General features: G+C 70.7%; 9 protein-coding genes. 3 read left to right on the top strand and 6 right to left on the bottom strand.

Annotated features, from left to right (window positions below):
* Positions 1-364 precede the first annotated feature (364 nt).
* The 3 genes from AN233_RS05855 to btuC form a co-directional block, all read right to left on the bottom strand.
* Positions 365-1,360, bottom strand: a complete 996-nt coding sequence (locus AN233_RS05855; protein ID WP_058365891.1) for a class I SAM-dependent methyltransferase — start codon at positions 1,358-1,360, stop codon at positions 365-367.
* Positions 1,361-1,460: 100 nt separating this feature from the next.
* Positions 1,461-2,735: an ATP-binding cassette domain-containing protein gene (locus tag AN233_RS05850; RefSeq protein WP_058365890.1), complete on the bottom strand. Its 1,275-nt coding sequence runs from the start codon at positions 2,733-2,735 to the stop codon at positions 1,461-1,463.
* Complete coding sequence (btuC, locus tag AN233_RS05845) at positions 2,732-3,829, bottom strand: vitamin B12 ABC transporter permease BtuC (RefSeq protein ID WP_058365889.1); 1,098 nt, start codon at positions 3,827-3,829, stop codon at positions 2,732-2,734. The genes AN233_RS05850 and btuC overlap by 4 nt, the downstream gene beginning before the upstream one ends.
* Positions 3,830-3,891: 62 nt before the next feature.
* On the opposite strand from btuC, the gene AN233_RS05840 reads away from it, so the two are divergent.
* Both AN233_RS05840 and AN233_RS05835 read left to right on the top strand, forming a co-directional pair.
* Positions 3,892-5,025: a PGF-CTERM-anchored ABC transporter substrate-binding protein gene (locus tag AN233_RS05840; protein WP_058365888.1), complete on the top strand. Its 1,134-nt coding sequence runs from the start codon at positions 3,892-3,894 to the stop codon at positions 5,023-5,025.
* Positions 5,026-5,153: 128 nt separating this feature from the next.
* Complete coding sequence (locus AN233_RS05835; RefSeq protein ID WP_058365887.1) at positions 5,154-5,411, top strand: hypothetical protein; 258 nt, start codon at positions 5,154-5,156, stop codon at positions 5,409-5,411.
* Positions 5,412-5,713: 302 nt separating this feature from the next.
* Here AN233_RS05835 and AN233_RS05830 read toward each other — a convergent pair whose 3' ends face one another.
* From AN233_RS05830 to trkA, 3 genes are all read right to left on the bottom strand, one after another.
* Complete coding sequence (locus AN233_RS05830) at positions 5,714-7,288, bottom strand: TrkH family potassium uptake protein (protein WP_058365886.1); 1,575 nt, start codon at positions 7,286-7,288, stop codon at positions 5,714-5,716.
* A gap of 106 nt (positions 7,289-7,394) precedes the next feature.
* Positions 7,395-8,927 carry a TrkH family potassium uptake protein gene (locus tag AN233_RS05825; protein ID WP_058365885.1) on the bottom strand — a complete coding sequence of 511 codons (1,533 nt, stop codon included), beginning with the start codon at positions 8,925-8,927 and terminating at the stop codon, positions 7,395-7,397.
* Between the two features lie 3 nt (positions 8,928-8,930).
* The gene (gene trkA / locus AN233_RS05820; protein WP_058365884.1) at positions 8,931-10,271 is read right to left on the bottom strand and encodes a Trk system potassium transporter TrkA; all 1,341 of its coding nucleotides are present in this window, start codon (positions 10,269-10,271) and stop codon (positions 8,931-8,933) included.
* 113 nt (positions 10,272-10,384) lie between these two features.
* On the opposite strand from trkA, the gene folP reads away from it, so the two are divergent.
* Positions 10,385-12,943, top strand: coding sequence for a dihydropteroate synthase (gene folP, locus AN233_RS05815; RefSeq protein WP_058365883.1), 2,559 nt, complete (start codon positions 10,385-10,387; stop codon positions 12,941-12,943).
* Positions 12,944-12,984: the final 41 nt, after the last annotated feature.

Here is a 12,984-nt window from a genome sequence, read left to right as displayed (position 1 = left end):
AGGGAGGGTCTTCCGCGGCCGCGCTGCGGTGCTGTGCGGTTCCGCGGCCGCGGAAGACCCGAGGCTGGGGAGGCGTGAGGCGATGCTCGACTCGACAGCCGACGTACGACTCACCAACAACCGGCTGCGACGACACAAACAGAAGACCGCCGGCCTGGCGGACTGAAAGGGCGAGGCCGGTCGCGCCGGAGGGGAGTCGCTGCGTCGACCCCTATCCGCGCCGGGCGGTGTTGAGAGGCGCGGATATGTCGCGCAGCGACCGCGAGCGGTCGAGGGCTTTCTCGGTGTTAGCGATGGCAAAGCAGGGGGGCTTTGTGAAACAGAAAACGACTCAACTCACACGCCCACCAACCGCTACACCGTCCTACGTCTCCAGTCGCACGTCCAGACAGACGTTCAGCTCGTGTGGCGCGTACGACCGGACGACGTGCTCGGTCTCGACGGTCACCTCGTACTCGCCGCCCGCGTCCGCGACCGCCTCGCGGATGGCGCGCTCGCCCGGCCCAAAGGGGTCGTCCTCGTGCTGGATGTCGTAGTAGTGGAGCACGCACTCCTCGCCCGCGAGCGCGACCGCGGCGTCGAGGAACTCGTCCGCGGAGTGGGGGAGGTTCATCACCAGTCGGTCCGCCCACCCCGTCCAGTCCTCGGCGACCTCGCGCACGTCCCCCTGAATCGCGGTGATCCGGTCGGCGACGCCGTTGCGCTCGGCGTTCTCCCGCAGGTACGCGACCGCGCGCTCGTTGAGGTCGCAGGCGACCACCTCGGCGCCCTTCGCGGCCATCGGCACCGCGTAGGGGCCGACGCCAGCGAACATGTCGAACGCGTGCTCGCCGGCGTCGACCTGCTCGGTCACGCGGTGGCGCTCCGTGGCGAGCCGCGGCGAGAAGTACACCTCCGCGATGTCGAGCAGGAACTCGTGGCCGTACTCTCGGTGGACGGTCTCGGTGCCGTTCCCGGCCAGCACTTCCCACCGTCGGACGCGCAGCTCGCCCTCGATGGGCGACGCACGGTTCACGACAGTCTCGCAGGGGACGTGCGAGGCCAGCACCGCCTCCGCGATCTCCGCGGCGCGCTCGGGGTCGTCCTCGTCGAGGATCACCACGTCGCCGAGGCGCTCGATGGAGGGCTCGTAGCCGAGGATGTCCGCGGGCGACTCCGGGGACTCCCGGGCCGCCGGATCGCGCTCGACGACCTCTCCCTCCAGGTCTCCGGGCACCGCGGCCGGGTCCGTGACCGGGATGTAGATCGTGTCGCCCTCGACGGTGATCTCGTGATCGCCGTCGAGCGCGTCCGCCTCGGCGAGGCGGCTCCGGACGGTCTCGCCATGCTCGCGAGCGACGGCGAGGCAGGGAACGCTCATCGTCGGGCATCCGCGGCCGCGGGGATAAAGCGTGACGCTTCGCCGCCCGTCGGCGATCGACCTCGACGGGAGGGTAAACCCTGACGGACGGGAGTAACGATTAGCCGAACCGGAACCCGCCGACCCGGTTCTCGTCCGCGTCGGCGACGACCTCGCCGACCGTTTCCACCACGTCCTCATCGTCTACCATCGTACCGTCGAGAGAGCCGCAGTCGACCAGCACTCGACGGTCAGGGGGAACCGTCTCCGAGACCGCCCGGTTCCCGGCCGCCGGTTCACCGACGACGACGACCGCGTCCGCCCCCTCGGCCCGCTCCGCGGCCGCCTCGCGCGCGTCGTCGTTCACGCCCGCGAACGCCGGGACGAGGAACGTCTCCGCCCCGACCTCGCGTGCGGTCGCCGCGGCTGCGTCGCCGCTCGGTGCGACGCCGAGGCTCACGGCGTGACCAGCGGCGGCGAGGCGGCCCACCATCGAGGCGGCCCGCCCACCGGTTCCCACGACGTGGATCCGGCCCGTCGAGGCGTCCTCCGCGACGTCCGGGAGGGGCGTCACGCGCGGCGCGCCCGTGGCCGCGTCCTCGGTGATCGCCGCCCGCGCGTCGAACGCCTCGCGGATCGATCCTCGGGTCAACACCCCCTCGGGAGGCCCGGCCGCGAGCACCGCCCCGTCGGACAACACGACGATCCGGTCGCAGTAGCGCGCCGCCAGGTCGAGGTCGTGGATCGCCGCCAGCGCCGCCTTCCCCTCCGCGACCAGTTCCGAGACGAGTTCGAGCGTGCGAACCGCGTGGTTCACGTCGAGGCCCGCGGTCGGCTCGTCCAGCAGGAGCGCGGGGGTCGACTGCGCGAGCGCTCGCGCGAGGAGGACGCGCTGGCGCTCGCCCCCTGACACCGCGGTCACCGGGCGGTCAGCGAACTGCGCGACTGCGGTGCGATCCAGCGCCTCCTCGACGGCCGCGGCGTCGGCCGCGTCCGGGCCCGAGAACCGGGAGCGGTGCGGGGTCCGCCCCATCTCGACCACCTGCTCGACGGTGAACTCGAAGGAGGGCGTCGCGTCCTGCGGCACCGAGGCGACCCGCCGCGCGACCTCCTTCGCGGGCAGGTCCGCGACCGGATCGCCGCCCACGCGGGCCGTTCCCGCATCGAGGTCGAGCGAGCCCCGGAGCGCGCGCAGCAGCGTCGTCTTGCCGGCGCCGTTCGGTCCGACGAGGCCGACGAGCTCGCCCGGCTCGACCGCGAGGTCCACGCCCGACAGCACCTCGACGCCGCCGAGCGAGACGGTCAGGTTCTCGGCACCGAGTGCGGGTGACTCGACCGAGCGCTCGGCGCCGGATTCACTGGGACCGGCGTCCGTTTCCGAGTCCGTCCGGCTCACAGCTCGTGCACCTCCCGGCGACGCAGCAGGAACAGGAAGAAGGGCGCGCCGACTGCGGCAGTGACGACGCCGACGGGGAGCTCCGCGGCGCCGAGCCTCGCGACCGTGTCCGCCGCGACGAGGAACGACGAGCCCGCGAGCGCGGCCGTGGGGAGCAGGATCCGGTGGTCCGGACCCACCACGAGCCGGAGCATGTGCGGGATGATCAGGCCCACGAAGCCGATGACGCCGGTCACGGCCACGCCCGCGGCGGTGATCAGCGCCGAGACCGACAGCAGGACGAACTTGGTGCGCTCGACCGCGATGCCGAGCCCGCGCGCCTCCTCCTCGCCGAGCAGCAGGACGTTCAGGTCGCGGGCGTACGCCAACAGGACCAGAAACAGCAGGGGGACGGCGACGACCGTCACCCGGACCTCGTCCCACGACGCGTTGCCGAGGTGACCCATCAGCCACGCGACGACCTCGCGGAGGTTATTCTCCGCCTGCAACTGGAGGTAGGAGATGACCGCGCCGAGGAACGTCTGGACCGCGACGCCGGCCAGGAGCAGCGTGGCGACGGGCGTGTGGCCGTTCCGCGTGGCGATGGCGTAGACGCCGAAGGCGGCCAGCAGGGCGCCACAGAAGGCCGCCCCCTGCAGGCCGAAGCCGAAGGGGATCGTCGCCGGGAACACGAGGAACGCGACCGCGCCCGTCGCGGCGCCCGAGGAGACGCCGATGATCGACGGGTCCGCCATCGGGTTCCGAAAGAACCCTTGCATCACGGTGCCGGCGGCCGCGAGCCCGAAGCCGACGACGGCGCCGAGCAGGATCCGCGGTAGCCGGATGTTCACCACGATCTGCCGGTGGAGGTCCTCGACCGAGTAGGCGAACACGGGCGCGAACCCCACGTCGACGCTCGGAACCAGTAGGGGCCCGACCGTGTCGCGAACGCCGAACTCGACGCTCGCGGGCACCGCCAGCCCGTTCAACAGCACCTTCGCCACCTCGACCGGCGGCACGCGAACGGGCCCGAGCGCGGCGCTGGCGGTGACGACGACCGCCAGCAGACAGCAGAGCGCGGCCGACCAGCCCGCGGTCCGCGTCAGGGTGCGCATCTCGTTCACAACCCGGCTTGCGTTAGATAAATACTTATTGGACTATCCGCGTGTGATAGACGATGCGAGACAGACTGGTGCTGGTGACGGCGCTGCTCGTCGCGACCGCCGCACTCGGCGGCTTCGCGGCGCCCGCGGCGGCCCAGCCCGACGCGACCTACGAGACGTGCGAGTTCCCGGTCACGATGACGGACGCGACCGGCGAGGAGATAACCCTGGAGGAACCGCCGGAACGCGTGACGACGACGAACCCCTCGGCGGCTCAGACGATGTGGGAGATCGGCGGCGAGTCGCAGGTCGTCGGCGTGACCCAGTACGCGATGTACCTCGACGGCGCCGACGAGAAGACCGACGTCTCCGCCGAGCGCGGCGTCGACGTCGAGAAGGTGGCCGGCACGGAGCCGGACCTGGTGCTGGCGCCGAACGCCTCCGCCGGACAGGTCCAGGCGCTGCGCGACGCCGGCCTGACCGTCTACCACTTCCCGGAGGCGAAGACCACCGACGACATCGCGCAGAAGACGACGACCATCGGCAAGCTGACCGGCAACTGCGAGGGCGCCGCCGAGACGAACGCGTGGATGAACGCGAACGTCGACGCGGTCTCGAACGTCACCGCCGACGCCGACCGGCCGCGCGTGCTCTACCCGCTCGGCAGCGGCTTCGTTGCCGGCGGCGACACGTTCATCAACGCGACGTTCACGCTCGCGGGGACGAACAACACCGCCGCGACGGTCGCTGACGGCTACCCGCAGATCTCCGACGAGGTCGTCCTCGAACTCGACCCCGAGTGGATCGTCGTCAACAGCCGCGGCGACTCCGCGCTCGACGAGGAGCCGTACGCGAGCACGACCGCGGGCGAGGAGGGCAACGCCGTCTATCTGGAGGTCCACTGGCTCAACCAGCCCGCGCCCGCCAGCGTGGTGAACACGATCCACGACATGACCCGACAGGTCCACGGCGACGTCTACGACAACTCGACGTACGTGGAGCGCTCCGAGATCTCGGTGGAGGCGGAGGACGAAGCTGACTCCGACACCGAGGAGCCGACGGAGACAACGGAGGTGCCCGCGACGACGGAGGCGCCCGAAACCACCGGTGACGGCACGTCCGGCGACTCCGCGCCCGGATTCGGCGCGGTCGTCACGCTCGTCGCCGTCCTCGGGAGCGCGCTCGCGGCGGCTCGCGTCCGGCAGTAGCGGCTCGGACGCGGTGCCTCGATCGCTCTCGCGGCGGGATCGCCGTCGCGGCGGCGACCATCTCGCCGCCGACCGCGAAACCTGTCGTCCGAATAAAGATTTTTGCCGCCCCCGCGCAGGTACTACGTATGCCGACGCAGACTGGCCTCTCGCACGCGATGGCGGCGGTCGTCGTGCTGCTGGTCGGGCCCGTGCTCTCCCGACTCATCGAAACGCTCGTAACGACCAGAGACGTGGAAGCGATGATCGAGTCGGCCGCGACCGTCGTGAGCGCCCATCCGATCGTGACGCTCGACGCCGGACTGACCGCGACGGCCCTGTACGTCGCGGCCATCGCGGTGCTGGCGTTCGTGTGGGGCTACGCGTACCACATCAAGCGCCACTGACGGGCCGCGAGCGAGGGCGGTGGCTGGAGCGTTTCCGTCCCGCGAACGCCGAGCGTTTTTCTGTCCCGCGACCGTCGAGCGTTTTTTTGTCCCGTGGACGCCGAGCGTTTTTCTGTCCCGTGGACGCCGAGCGTTTTTCTGTCCCGTGGACGCCGAGCGTTTTTCTGTCCCGTGGACGCCGAGCGTTTTTCTGTCCCGCGACCGTCGAGCGTTTTTCTGTCCCGCGAGCGCCGGGTGTTCTCTCCCTCTTCGGTAGTGATCGTCCCGCTGTCCGAGAGGCGGGAAGTCGCCGCGTCGGCCGGCTACCGCCGCCAGAAGGCGCCGGTGAAAAGCGCCAAGACCGGGAGGATCTCGAGCCGCCCGACCCACATCAGGAAGATCATGAACAGCTTGGTCGTGTCGGGGAGCATCAGGTACGATCCGAAGGGGCCGAGCCGGCCGAACGCCGGGCCGATGTTGCCGACGGTCGCGAGGCTTCCGCCGACCGCCTCCAGTGCGGTCAACTCGATGCCCACCCGCGCCGCGTCGAGCGCGATGACCACCGAGCCGAGCCCGAACAGCAGGAGGTAGAGCATGGAGAACGCGACGATGCCGCGGAGCGCCTCTTCGTCGACCACCGCGCCGCCGAGCCGGATCGGCTGGACCGCGTCGGGATGGCTCGTGTGAAGCAGCTCCCGTTTGAGCACCTTCAAGACGATCAGCCAGCGGATCACCTTGATCCCGCCACCGGTCGAGCCGGCGGAGCCGCCCACGAACATCACCGCCAGCAGGAACACCTGCCCGTGCTGGTCCCACTGCGCGAAGTCGCTCGTCGCGAAGCCCGTGGAGTTCATCAGCGACCCGATCTGGAACGCCGCCTGTCGGAGGCTGTTCTCGGCGACCCCCTCGGTCAATCCCCCGATCGCGAGCCGCGGCGCGACGCCCGTGAACAGCAGCACCGACAGGACCCCCGTCAGGGCCGCGACGAGCCCGGCGTACGTCCGGAACTCGGTGTCCTCGAGGAACTCGCGCGTCTCCCCCTCGAGGAGGTGCCAGAACAGCCCGAAGTTGACGCCGGCGACGACCATGAACGGGATGATCGCCCACTGGACGACCGCGGAGAAGGCGGCGATGCTCTCGGACTGCGGGGAGAACCCGCCCGTCGGCATCGTGGAGAAGGCGTGCGCGACCGCGTTGAACAGGTCCATGTTCGGCGCCAGCCCGGACGCGCCCAACAGGGCCAGAAGGACCGCGAGCGCCACGGTGAACGCGAAGTACACCTTCCAGAGCACGCGAGCGGTCTCCTGGATGTGGGGCGTCAGCTTCTGGAGCTGCGGACCGGGCGCCTCCGCGCTCACGAGTTGGGCGCCGTTGACCGCCAGTTCCGGGAGGATCGCGACCATCAGCACGATGATCCCCATCCCGCCGAGCCACTGCGTGAGCTGTCGCCACATCAGCAGCGCGTGCGAGTGGCGGTCCGTCGAGATCTCGCCGAGCACCGTCGCGCCGGTGGTCGTGAACCCGGAGGTGGACTCGAACAGCGCGTTGACGATCCCCCCGACGAACGCACCCAGTGAGGAGAAGTCGAGCCCGACCGTCGACTCAGTGCCGTAGCCGGCCAACAGATAGGGGATCGTCCCGACGACCGCGACGACGATCCAGACGACCGCGACGAGGAGCAGCGCCTCTCGGGGGCCCAGATCCGGGTCCGGGTCGAACCGCTCAAGCGCCGACCCGAGCGCGAGCGTGATGAGGATCGACGCGCCGAACACCAGCAGGTCGTCGCCGTAGACGAGCGCGACCACTAGCGGGACGGCCATTGCGGCCGCGATGAGCTTCAGCACCGTGCCGGTGACCGCGACGCTGGTCCGCCAGTCGACCTTCAGCGCCGACGGCATCGGCACCCCTTGCGCGTTTCCATACCGGTTCACTCAGACACCGGAATCAAGAAAGCTCCGGGTCGGAGCGGGCGCTCCGTGCGTGGGCTTCCGCACCCACCCACGCTCACGACCGCCAGTACGCGGGCGTCGCGACCACGAGCACGGGGATTATCTCGATCCGACCCACCCACATCAGGAGGATCATGGCCGACTTGGTGGCGTTCGAGAAGGGGCCGTAGCTCCCGTAGGGACCGGCGAAGCCGAAGGCGGGGCCGATGTTGAGGAACGTCGATGCGGCCGCGGCCATCGCTTCGAACTCCGAGACGGTCACGCCGGACCGAGTCCCGTCCACGACGATGAACACCGTGAGCGCAAAGAAGATGAGCAGCGACAGCAGCGTGTACGCGTACACGTCCCGGATCGTCTCCTCGTCGACGACGCGATCCCCGAGCCGCACCGGCCGAATCGCCTCCGGGTGGACGGCGGTAAACAGGTCACGCCGCAGCGACTTCGCGACGATGACCCAGCGCAGTAGCTTGATCGAGCAGGTCGTCGACCCCGCCATGCCGCCGAGGAACATCAGCGCGAACAGCAGGTGGCGCGCGGCCGGCGACCACGTGTTGAAGTCGACGGTCGCGAAGCCCGTCGTCGTCAGGATGGAGACGACCTGAAAGACGGCGTGGCGAACAGTCGCCTCGGCCGGGAACGTGACGCCGGGGTCCGTGACCAGAAGCAGCGTCATCAGCACCGTCGTTCCGGCGACGATACCGACGTAGTATCGGAACTCCTCGTTTCGGAGCGGGCGCCCCCAGTCACCCCGGACGAAGTAGTAGATCAGGACGAAGTTGGTCGCGCCGACGAACATGAAGGGGACCACCAGCCACTGCGCGACCGGCGCGAACGCCCCGACGCTGTCCGGACTCGGCGAGAAGCCCGCGGTCGCGACCGCGGTCATGGCGTGGGCGATCGCGTTGTACGCGTCCATGTTCGGCGCGACGCCGACCACCGAAAGCGCGTACAGCGAGACCGCACACAGCGCCGTGATCCCGCCGTAGAGCCCCCACATCATCCGCGCGGTCTCGGTGATCCGCGGGGAGAGCTTCGTCACGTCCTGGGTCTGCGTCTCGGTTTCCATCAGCTGGGCCCCCCCGACGGAGAGCTGCGAGAGCACCGAGATGGCGAGCACGAGGATCCCGAGCCCCCCGAGCCACTGGAGCACCTGTCGCCACATCAGGATCGCGCGTCCGTGGACGCTGAAGTCGTCGAGGACGGTCGCGCCCGTCGTCGTCACGCCCGACATCGACTCGAACAGCGCGTCGACCGGCTGCGCGAGCACGCCGTTTCCGGCCAGCAGAAACGGGATGGCCCCGATCACCGCGACCGCGAGCCACGCGAGCGCGACCAGCAGGTACGCCTCTCGCCCCCTGATCTCCTCGTCTTCGGGCAGTCGCTCGAGCCCCTCGCCCAGCGCGAGCGTGATCGCCATCGTGACGGCGAACGGGAGGACCGGCTCCTGGTAGAGAACGGCCAGCAGCAGGGGGAACGCCAGCGGCACCGCGAGCCACTTCAGGATGCTGCCGAGGAGCCCGAGACTCGCCCGCCAGCGCACCCGAATCCGGGAGCGTCCCTTTGACGAGCGATCGGGCCAGCGACCCATCGGCTACAGTGTCTCCATCGCCTCGTCGAGCACCGCGGCGTCCACGAAGACGACGACGTGGTCACCCGGGTGGAGTTCCGTGTCGCCCCGAGGGACGATGAACTCCTTGTTCCGAGTGATCGCGCCGATGACGACTCCCTCGGGGAGGTCGCCGACCGCGTCCCTGATCGTCCGCCCCACGAGCGGGCTGGAGTCGTCGAGCTCGATCTCCAGGACCTCCGCCTTGTCGGTCTCGATGAACGCGATGTTCTCGGCGGACCCGGACTGCGTGAACCGCGTTATCTCCTCGGCGACGACCTCCCGCGGGGAGAGCCCCACGTCCACGCCGACCGTCTCGAAGAGGTCCACGTATGAGGTGCGGTCGATCACCGCAACCGTGCGTTCCACGCCCAGCCGCTCCGCGAGCAGACACTCGAGCAGGTTCTTCTCGTCGGAGTCGAGCGTCGAGACGAGGATGTCGGCGTCGCCGATGTGCTCGCGCTCGAGGAAGCCCATGTCGGTCGCGTCGGACTCCATCACGAGCGTCTCGGGGAGGTCCTCGGCGAGTTTGCGGGCGCGATCGGGGTCCTGTTCGACGAGCCGCGGCGAGAGGCCGCGCTCCTCCAGCAGCCGGCAGACGTGGTAGCCGATCTCGGAGCCGCCGATCACGACGACCTCCGCGGACTTCTCGGGGGAGACTTCCGGTGCGAGCGTCCGGGCGAACTGTTGGACGCTGCGCGGTGAGCCGATGACGACCACGCGGTCGCCCGTCTTGATGCAGGTGTCGCCGCTCGGGATCTCCACGTCGCCGTTCCGCAGGATCGCCGCGAACGTCAGCGAGTCGAAACGGTCCGCCTCCTGGACGGTCTGGTCCGCGATGGGCGACCCCTCGCTCACTTCGAACTCGGCCATCTGGACGCGGCCGTTGGCGAACACGTCCGCGTCGCGGGCGGCCGGGAGCCCGACGACGCGGACGATGGACTCCGCGGTGAGGAGGTTCGTACACACCATGAAGTCGATGCCGAACGCGCCCTCGTCGCGCTCCCACGTCCGCAGGTACTTCGTGTTCTTGATCCGCGCGATGGTGAACGCCGACCCGGAGAGCGCCTTCGCGGTCGAGCAGGCGACGATGTTCGTCTCGTCGTCGTCGGTGGTCGCGAGCACCATGTCGGCGTCCGCGGCCCCGGCGTCTTCCAGCGTGGAGAGCTCCGTCCCGTCGCCCGACACGGTCAGCACGTCGAGCGCGTAGGTGAGTTCGTCGGCGCGTTCGTCGCGGTTCTCGACGACGACCACGTCGTGGTCGTGCTGGAGGTCGGCCGCGATGCTCTCGCCGACCTGCCCGGCCCCGATGATGACGACACGCACGCTACGGGCCCTCCTCGATGGTCATAACCCGGCGTTTACGCGGAGCGACTAAATGGGTTCGCTTCGGCCACCCGGTCCGTTACGCTAAAGCGACGCCCCGACCACCTCCGCGTATGCGCTACCACGAGGCGGCGAGCTTCCTGTTCGACCTCCGCCGCTTCTCCGTCAGCCCGGGCACAGCGTCCGTCGCGTCCCTCCTCGACCACCTCGGTAACCCGGAGGACGACGTGGCGTTCGTACAGGTCGCCGGATCGAACGGCAAGGGGAGCACCGCGCGGATGACGGAGTCCGTTCTCCGAGAGGCCGGCCTCTCCGTGGGCCTCTACACTTCCCCACACCTGGAGGACCTCTCCGAGCGCGTCCGGGTCGACGGACGCCCGATGAGCGACGACGCCATCGCCGCGTTCGTCGCCGAGACGAAGCCGTGGCTGGTCGAGCGGGCCGCCGCGGGCGAACCGCTCACGTTTTTCGAGGTCGTCACGGCCATGGGGATCTGGCAGTTCGCACGACGTGACGTCGACGTGGCCGTCCTCGAGGTCGGGATGGGCGGCGAGTACGACGCGACGAGCGCGGTCGACCCCCTCGCCGCCGCGGTGACGAACGTCTCGCTCGAACACACCGCGGTGCTTGGCGACACCGTCGCGGAGATCGCCCGGACGAAGGCGAAGATCGCGCCCGCGGACGCGCCGCTCGTCACCGCCTGCGGCGGGGAAGCGCTCGACGTGGTCCGCGAGGTGGCGGGCGAAGCGGGAAGCCGGGTCGTGACCGTCGACGGTCCGGGCGTCGAGGCGCCCGCGACGGACCCGAACGTGACTGCCGCCTACGAGGGGCGAGTCGGTCCCTGCGACGCAGCGGTCGCGGTCGACGGAGACGGCTGGGCGTACGACGCCCGGATCCCCCTTGTCGGCGAGCATCAGGCGACGAACGCCGGCGTCGCGACCGCGCTCGCGCGGGCGACGGCCGCGGCGCTGGATGTCGACCTCGCGGACGCCGCGGTCCTCGACGGGCTCGCTCGCGCGACGTGGCCCGGCCGGTTCGAGGTGCTGGAGACGGCGCCGCTGGTGGTCCTCGACGGCGCGCACAACCCCGCGGCCTGCGAGACGCTGGCGGAGACGCTCGCGGACTACGACTACGACGACCTCCATCTGGCGTTCGCCGCGATGCACGACAAGGACCACGCCGGAACCGTCGAGAACCTGCCGACGCCCGACAGCGTGACCACCTGCCGGCCGGACCTGGACCGCGCGGAGGACCCAGAAGTCCTCGCCGCCGCATTCCGGAACGGTGGCGTGGGGACGGTCGAGTCGGTCGACGCGGTCGCGGACGCGCTCAGGACCGCCCGCGAGCGCGCCGACGCGGACGACTGCGTGCTCGTGACCGGGTCGCTGTTCGCGGTCGCCGAGGCGCGGTCGACGTACACGCACGCGCCGCGCCCGGTCCGCGTCGACGACGCCGGCGAGGCGGCCGCGTTGCTGGAGGACGCCGACGCCGCCCCCGCGACGGTCGGCGAGACGGCGCCGTCACTGGACCACCGCGTCGTGGAGACCCGACTCCAGTCGGCGAGAGCGGAGCGTCTGACGACGGCGATCCGGGCGGCCGACGGCGAGTGCGTCGTCTCCAACGCGGCGGACGGCGGCGAGCTGGTCGCGGTCGTCTGCGCGGGGACGGCCGAGGCGTACGACGAGGCGACGATCCGGCTCGCGGCGGCGGGCACCGGGATGGCGGACGTGGCGAGCGACCTCCGCGCGGCGGTCGAGTTACCGCCGCTCGATGCGACCGCGGTGAGCGGCCGGGGCGGTGGGTCCGGGCCGGGAGCGGGGTCGCGGGCCGGGGACGACGCGGCGTACCCGTGGGCCGAGGGCACCGCGGTGATGGGCATCCTCAACGTGACGCCGGACTCGTTCCACGACGGCGGGAGACACGCGGCGCTGGGCGACGCCGTCGACGGCGCGAAGCGCATGGTTGCGGCGGGCGCCGACATCCTCGACGTGGGCGGCGAGTCCACGCGCCCGGGCGCGGAACCCGTCCCCGTCGAAAAGGAGATCGACCGCGTGGTGCCCGTGGTCGAGGCGGTCAACGAGGTGCCCGAGGTCGCGGCCGGCGACGTGTGGGTCTCCGTCGACACGCGAAAGCCCGCGGTGGCGGAGGCCGCGCTGGAAGCCGGTGCCGACGTGATCAACGACGTGACCGGCCTCGCTGACCCGCGGATGCGCGAGGTGGTGGCCGAGGCGGGCTGTCCGGTCGTGGTGATGCACAGCGTCGAGGCGCCGGTCGACCCCGCGACCGACGTGGAGTACGAGGACGTCGTCGCCGACGTGATCGGCGACCTGCAGGAGCGCCTGCTGCTCGCCGAGCGTGCGGGGATCGACCGCGAGCGCGTGATCGTCGATCCGGGGCTCGGCTTCGGGAAGTCGCCCGCGGAGGACTTCGAGCTGCTCGGCCGGGTCGACGAGTTTGCGGCGCTCGGCTGTCCGGTGCTGGTCGGACACTCCCACAAGTCGCTGTTCGGCGCCATCGGGCGGGGGCCGGACGAGCGCGAGGCGGCGACCGTCGCGGGCACCGCGATCGCGACCGAGCGCGGCGCGGACGTCGTGCGCGTCCACGACGTGGCCGCGAACCGCGCCGCGGTCGACGCGGTGGAAGCGGCCGCGGATCCCGCCGAGTTGGAGTAGTCGTCGGGTCGGACTGCGGCTCTCGGTGTACAGGCCGCGCC

It is taken from the genome of Haloparvum sedimenti (genome assembly GCF_001462205.1).
In the GTDB taxonomy this organism is placed as follows: domain Archaea; phylum Halobacteriota; class Halobacteria; order Halobacteriales; family Haloferacaceae; genus Haloparvum; species Haloparvum sedimenti.
Note: the sequence above shows the minus strand (reverse complement) of the source record. Positions and strands in the feature narration are given on the sequence as shown.

Excerpts from the sequence above, each read along its gene's own strand:
- AN233_RS05855 (WP_058365891.1), bottom strand. The coding sequence starts at position 1,360 with ATGAGCGTTCCCTGCCTCGCCGTCGCTCGCGAGCATGGCGAGACCGTC.
- btuC (WP_058365889.1), bottom strand. The coding sequence starts at position 3,829 with ATGCGCACCCTGACGCGGACCGCGGGCTGGTCGGCCGCGCTCTGCTGT.
- AN233_RS05840 (WP_058365888.1), top strand. The coding sequence starts at position 3,892 with ATGCGAGACAGACTGGTGCTGGTGACGGCGCTGCTCGTCGCGACCGCC.
- AN233_RS05835 (WP_058365887.1), top strand. The coding sequence starts at position 5,154 with ATGCCGACGCAGACTGGCCTCTCGCACGCGATGGCGGCGGTCGTCGTG.
- AN233_RS05830 (WP_058365886.1), bottom strand. The coding sequence starts at position 7,288 with ATGCCGTCGGCGCTGAAGGTCGACTGGCGGACCAGCGTCGCGGTCACC.
- AN233_RS05825 (WP_058365885.1), bottom strand. The coding sequence starts at position 8,927 with ATGGGTCGCTGGCCCGATCGCTCGTCAAAGGGACGCTCCCGGATTCGG.
- folP (WP_058365883.1), top strand. The coding sequence starts at position 10,385 with ATGCGCTACCACGAGGCGGCGAGCTTCCTGTTCGACCTCCGCCGCTTC.